The sequence below is a fragment of the Actinomadura sp. NPDC048032 genome (assembly GCF_040653175.1).
GTDB classification, from domain to species: Bacteria; Actinomycetota; Actinomycetes; order Streptosporangiales; family Streptosporangiaceae; genus Spirillospora; species Spirillospora verrucosospora.
This window is the reverse complement of sequence record NZ_JBEZJP010000501.1, coordinates 1-5,328: the sequence shown is the minus strand read 5'-3', so window position 1 is coordinate 5,328 and position 5,328 is coordinate 1. Positions and strand designations below refer to the sequence as shown.

Genomic DNA, 5,328 nt, shown 5'->3' with positions numbered 1-5,328 from the left:
GGCGGCCTTGCCGGGTTCGAGGCTGCCCTTCCAGTCCTCGGCGAAGTCCTGCCACGCGGCGTTGGAGGTTTAGGCGCGCACGGCGCCCGCGACGTGCGCGAGCCGGACCATCTCGGTCAGCTCCCGGGTCTTCAGCGCGTCGGCGGCGCCGTGCACGCACAGGCACCCGAAGCCGCCGCCGCCCTCGTACTCCTGGTGCATCCAGGCCGTCCTGTTGGGCGGGGTGCCGTCGGCGAAGACCTTGACGCCGAGGACGCGCAGGATGCGCGGGTCCACGTCCCGGGGGACCCGCGCGCTCGTCAGGCCCTCGGCGATCTCGGCGGCCGAGCCGCCCATGCCGGTGAGCAGCAGGAGGACGCCGACCCGGGCGGCCAGGTCGCCGGCGCGGGCCAGCTCGCCGTAGACGTCCAGGGTGAGCTGGGCGGACGCGCCCGCGAACAGGCTCGCGCCGCCGGGTCCGAGGCCCGGCTCGGTGAAGCTGGTGATGCCCTCGCGGTGCAGGACGGCGACGGCCGCCCGGATGGCGCGCTCGACGTCGTCCCGGGTGAAGGGGGGCAGGTGCCGCTGGACCAGGTCCTGCGCGCCCTCGGCGAGCAGGCCGGTCGGGTTGCCTGCGCCGTCGGTGTGGACGACCCCGCCCTCGGGGACGGGGGTGGACGCGTCGACGCCCGCCAGCTCCAGCGCCCGCGAGTTGACCCAGGCGAGGTGGCCGCTGAAGTCCTGGAGGAAGACGGGGTGGGCCGGGGCGACCGCGTCGAGGTCGGCCCGTCGGGCGTCCGGGCGCCGTCGGCGCACTCGGCGAGGTGGCCGGTGTCCCAGCCGTTGCCGCGGATCCACTCGCCCTCGGGGATCCGGGACGCCGCGTCCTTGACCGCCGCCTGGACGTCGGCGATCGACCGGACGGCGGGGAACCCCGCGTCCAGGACCAGGGGCGGGCGGGTGGAGCCGAACGCGCAGGCGTGCAGGTGCGAGTCGGGCCTCCGGGCGGAGACCGGCGGGCGGCGCCGATCAGCCCTCGAAGGCCGCCTCCAGGACGTCCAGCCCCTCGACCAGCAGTTCCTCCGGGATGACGAGCGGCGGCAGGAAGCGCAGCACGTTCCCGTACGTCCCGGTCGTCAGCACGAGCAGGCCGTTCTCATGGCAGGCGCGCGCGATCCGCGCGGTCAGCTCGGGGTCGGGCTCCTTCGTCCCCTCCCGCACCAGCTCGATGGCGATCATCGCGCCGCGCCCGCGCACGTCCCCGATCGCCGGATGCCGCCCGGCGAGGGCGCGCAGCCGGGGCAGCATGACCTCCCCGATCCGGCGGGCCCGCTCGGTGAGCTTGCCGTCCTCGATCTCCTCCAGCACAGCGAGCGCCGCCTCGCAGGCGAGCGGGTTGCCGCCGTAGGTGCCGCCGAGCCCGCCGCCGTGCACCTTGTCCATGATGTCGGCGCGCCCGGTGACGGCCGCCAGGGGCAGCCCGCCCGCGATGCCCTTCGCCGTCGCGACCAGGTCGGGGACGATCCCCTCGTGCTCGCAGGCGAACAGGTCGCCGGTCCGCGCGAAGCCCGTCTGCACCTCGTCGGCGACGAACAGGATCCCGTTGGCGCGGCAGAACTCGGCGAGCGCCGGGAGGAACCCGGGCGCGGGCTCGATGAACCCGCCCTCGCCCTGGATCGGCTCGATCAGCAGCGCCGCGACGTTCGTCGCGCCGATCTGCTTGGTGATCTGGTCGATCGCCTGCGCCGCCGCCTCCGGCCCGCAGTTGTCGGGGCCGGTCGGCCACCGGTACGGGTAGGCGAGCGGCATCCGGTACACCTCGGGCGCGTACGGGCCGAACCCCTGCTTGTAGGGCATGTTCTTCGCGGTCAGCGTCATCGTCAGCAGCGTCCGGCCGTGGTAGCCGTGGTCGAACGCCACGACCGCCTGCCGCCCCGTCGCGTACCGGGCGATCTTGACGGCGTTCTCCACCGCCTCGGCGCCGCTGTTGACCAGCAGGGAGCGCTTCTCGTGGTCGCCGGGCGTGATCCGGTTGAGGTTCTCGCACACCGCGACGTAGGACTCGTACGGCGCGACCATGAAGCAGGTGTGGGTGAACCGGTCGGCCTGCGCCTTCACCCGCGCCGCGACCCGCGGGTTGGCGTTGCCGACGTTCGTGACCGCGATCCCGGAGCCGAAGTCGATCAGCGAGTTGCCGTCGGCGTCGACGATCACGCCGCCGTCGGCGTCCGTCACGTACACCGGCAGGACGCTGCCGACGCCGGGCGGCACCGCCGCGAGGCGCCGCTCGTGCAGCGCGCGGGAGCGCGGCCCGGGGATCTCGGTCACGACGCGGCGCTCCTGCGGCAGGCGTGGGCCGCTCGCGCCGGGGAAGGGGTCCTGGCTGGTCATGGCCTGAACATAAGCCGGGCGCCGCCTACGATGAACCGTACGGGACGGCGAAATCCGTCCGGCGAGGTAGACACTTTGCACAGGGATTGACATGCCGCCCACGCTGGCCGCCGTGGCCGCCCTTCCCCAGCTCGGGCTGCGGTCGCTGACCGGACCGCTCCCCGCGACCCCGGTCGTGTGGGTCGCCGTCAGCGAACTGGAGGACCCGACCCCGTTCCTGGAGGGCGGCGAGCTGGTGCTGACCACCGGTATGCGGCTCACCGCCGCGAACGCCGAGGGCTACGTCTCCCGGCTGGTCGCGCGGGGCGTCGCCGGGCTCGGCTTCGCGGTCGGCGTCATCCACGAGACCGTCCCCGCCGGGCTGCTCGCCGCGGCCCGCGACCAGGGCCTCGTGCTGCTGGAGGTCCCGCGCCCGACCCCGTTCATCGCGATCGGCAAGGCGGTCTCCCGGGTCCTCGCCGCCGAGTGGTACGAGGACGTGACCCGCGCGTTCCAGGCCCAGCGCGAGCTGACCCGCGCCGCGCTCACCGGCCCCGGCGCGCTGGTCGCCCGGCTGGCCCGGCTGCTCGGCGGGTGGGCGCTGCTGCTGGACGCGTCCGGCGACGTGCGGCACGCCGAGCCCGCCCGCGCCCGCGACCGCGCCGGCGACCTCGCGCCCGAGCTGGCCCGGCTGCGGCGCCGCCCCGACGGGGGCGGCCCGGCCGCGAGCATCGCGCTGGCCGTCCCCGACGACCACATCGTCGTGCAGCGCATCGGGCTGGGCGAGCGGCCGCGGGGGTTCCTCGCGGTGGGCGCCGACGCGCCGCTCCCGCCCACCGCGCACACGATCGTGGGCGCCGCCGTGGCCCTGCTGACGCTCCAGTCGGAGACGCCGCGCACCGGGCGCGACCTGCGGGCATCGCTGGCGGCGCTGCTGCTCGGCCGCCCCGGCGAGGGCCCGGCGATCCCGCGCGGGCCCGTCCGGGTACTGGCCTGTGCGGGCGGCGCCGCCGTCCTGGACGCGCTGGAGTCCGACGCGGCCGGGGCGCGGTGCCCGGCGCTGCCGCTCGGCGGGCACATCGCCGTGATCGTGCCGGACGGGGAGCTCGGGACGGTCGAGCGGATCCTGGCGGGCAGCGGTCCGGTCGGCGTCAGCGACCCCGCCTCCGGGGACCTGCGCCCCGCGCTGCGGCAGGCCGAGGAGGCCCTCGCGGCGGCCGGGCGCTCGGACCGGGACGTCCTGCACTACTCCCGGCTCCCCGGGCAGGGCGTGCTCGGCCTGATGGACCCCGGCCCCGCGCACGCCTTCGCCGACGCGCTCCTCGCCCCCCTCCGCGCGGAAGGCCTGGTGGAGACCGTGCGGGCCTACGTCGCGGCCAACGGGCACGGGGAGGCGGCGGCGCGGGCGCTCGGCGTCCACCGGCACACGCTGCGGTCGCGGATGCGCAAGGCGGCCGAACTCCTCGGGCGCGACCCCGACGATCCGGCCGTCCGCGCCGAACTGTGGATCGCGCTCGCCATCACGTCCAACGGCGAGGAGCGGATTGGACATCGCGGCGACTCCCAATCGGGCGCGCCGCGGATACCGTGAAACGCATGAACGTGACCCCATTCTGGCTGGCCGGCCGGCCTGAGACCGGTGACGGTGAGCTGACCGTTACGCATCCCTACGACGGCCGCGTGGTCGGGACGGCGGCGGTGCCGACGCCCGCGCAGGTGGAGGAGGCCGTCGCCGCCGCCGACGCCGTCCGCCGGGAGGCGGCGGCGCTGCCGCTGCACGTGCGGGCCGAGGCCCTCGCGCACGTGTCCGCGCGGCTCGCCGAGCGCGCCGAGGAGGTCGCCCGGCTGATCACGGGCGAGAACGGCAAGCCGCTGCTGTGGGCGCGCGGCGAGGTGACGCGCGCCGTCTCCACGTTCCGGTTCGCCGCCGAGGAGGCCCGCCGCATCGCCGCCACGACGCAGCGGCTCGACACCGACCCGGCCGCCGAGGGCCGGATGGCCTACATCACCCGCGTGCCGAAGGGCCCGGTGCTCGGCATCTCGCCGTTCAACTTCCCGCTGAACCTCGCCGCCCACAAGATCGCCCCGGCGATCGCGGCGGGCGCGCCGATCGTCCTCAAGCCCGCCCCCGCCACGCCGCTGTCGGCGCTGCTGCTCGGCGAGCTGCTGGCCGAGACCGACCTGCCCGCCGGGATGTTCTCGGTCCTGCCGGTGCCGAACGACCGGGCCTCCGCCCTGGTCGACGACCCGCGGCTGCCGATCGTGTCGTTCACCGGCTCCGTGCCGGTCGGCTGGGCGATCAACGACCGGGCGCCGCGCAAGCACGTCACCCTCGAACTCGGCGGCAACGGCGCCGCGGTCGTCCTGCCCGACGCCGACCTCGACTGGGCCGCCCAGCGCATCGGCCTGTTCGCCAACTACCAGGCGGGGCAGAGCTGCATCGCCGTCCAGCGCGTCTACGTCGACCGGTCCGTCCTCGACGAGTTCCTGCCGAAGCTGGTCGACACGGTCTCCTCCCTCGTCACCGGCGACCCGTGGGACGACAAGACCCAGGTCGGCCCGCTCGTCGACCAGGCGGCCGCCGAGCGCGTCGAGGCGTGGGTGGACGAGGCCGTCGCGGCGGGCGCGCGCGTGCTCACCGGCGGCACCCGCGAGGGCGCCGCGTACGCGCCGACCGTCCTCGCCGACGTCCCGCCCGACTCCAAGATCGCCCGCGAGGAGGTCTTCGGCCCGGTCATGTTCGTCCAGCCGGTGGACGGCGCCGACGAGGCGTTCGCCCTCGTCAACGACTCCACGTTCGGCCTCCAGGCGGGCGTGTTCACCCGGAGCCTGGACGTGGCGTTCCGCGCCCACCGCGAGCTGGACGTGGGCGGCGTCGTGATCGGCGACGTCCCGTCCTACCGCGCCGACTAGGACGGAGTGCTCCTCGCCGGCTGCGAAGGCGTGGCGCTCGCCCCACTGCCGCAGCGTGACGATCAC

At 75.7% G+C, this 5,328-nt stretch carries 4 protein-coding genes; 2 read left to right on the top strand and 2 right to left on the bottom strand.

The genetic code is table 11. From position 1 onward, the window contains the following. Positions 1-69: 69 nt before the first annotated feature. Entirely contained in the window at positions 70-795 is a 726-nt protein-coding gene (locus tag AB0C69_RS37460; protein ID WP_360360478.1) for an amidohydrolase family protein, read from the bottom strand. Between the two features lie 213 nt (positions 796-1,008). Continuing rightward, positions 1,009-2,370 (bottom strand): 4-aminobutyrate--2-oxoglutarate transaminase, encoded by a 1,362-nt coding sequence (gabT, locus tag AB0C69_RS37455; RefSeq protein WP_353830930.1) that lies wholly within the window; start codon positions 2,368-2,370, stop codon positions 1,009-1,011. A 91-nt stretch (positions 2,371-2,461) separates the two neighbouring features. Between gabT and AB0C69_RS37450 the strand changes: the two genes are divergently transcribed. After that, positions 2,462-3,940, top strand: a complete 1,479-nt coding sequence (locus AB0C69_RS37450) for a PucR family transcriptional regulator (RefSeq protein WP_360360475.1) — start codon at positions 2,462-2,464, stop codon at positions 3,938-3,940. A gap of 5 nt (positions 3,941-3,945) precedes the next feature. Next, the gene (locus tag AB0C69_RS37445) at positions 3,946-5,262 is read left to right on the top strand and encodes an aldehyde dehydrogenase family protein (protein WP_360360472.1); all 1,317 of its coding nucleotides are present in this window, start codon (positions 3,946-3,948) and stop codon (positions 5,260-5,262) included. Positions 5,263-5,328 lie beyond the last annotated feature (66 nt).